This window comes from Halalkalibacter lacteus, assembly GCF_036663595.1.
In the GTDB taxonomy this organism is placed as follows: Bacteria; Bacillota; Bacilli; order Bacillales; family Bacillaceae_D; genus Halalkalibacter; species Halalkalibacter lacteus.
The window spans coordinates 1-273 of record NZ_JAWRVL010000197.1; the positions used below are offsets into that span (position 1 = coordinate 1).

At 66.7% G+C, this 273-nt stretch carries 1 protein-coding gene; it reads left to right on the forward strand.

Annotation, left to right across the window (positions count from 1 at the left end; genetic code table 11):
* On the forward strand, window positions 1-264 hold a 264-nt coding region (locus tag SAZ04_RS22060; RefSeq protein WP_332699731.1), incomplete at its 5' end, for a 3-hydroxyacyl-CoA dehydrogenase family protein.
* Window positions 265-273: the final 9 nt, after the last annotated feature.

The following is a 273-nucleotide window of genomic DNA, read 5'->3' on the forward strand; positions in this document are numbered from 1 at the left end:
GCCCGCGTGCTCGACGAGGGTTACGCGAGCCGTGCGGGCGATATCGACGTGATCTACTGTTACGGGTTCGGGTTTCCGCGTTATCGCGGAGGGCCGATGTTTTTCGCCGACACCGTCGGTCTCCCCACCGTGCTGTCGCGCGTCAACGAGTACCGCGCCCGCTTCGGCGATTACGGGCGAGCGGCGCCGCTCCTCGAGCGGCTGGTCGCCGAGGGTGCCTCGCTATACGGCGCGCACTCACCGCGTTTCTCGCGTGCGACCTGACAAAGACTT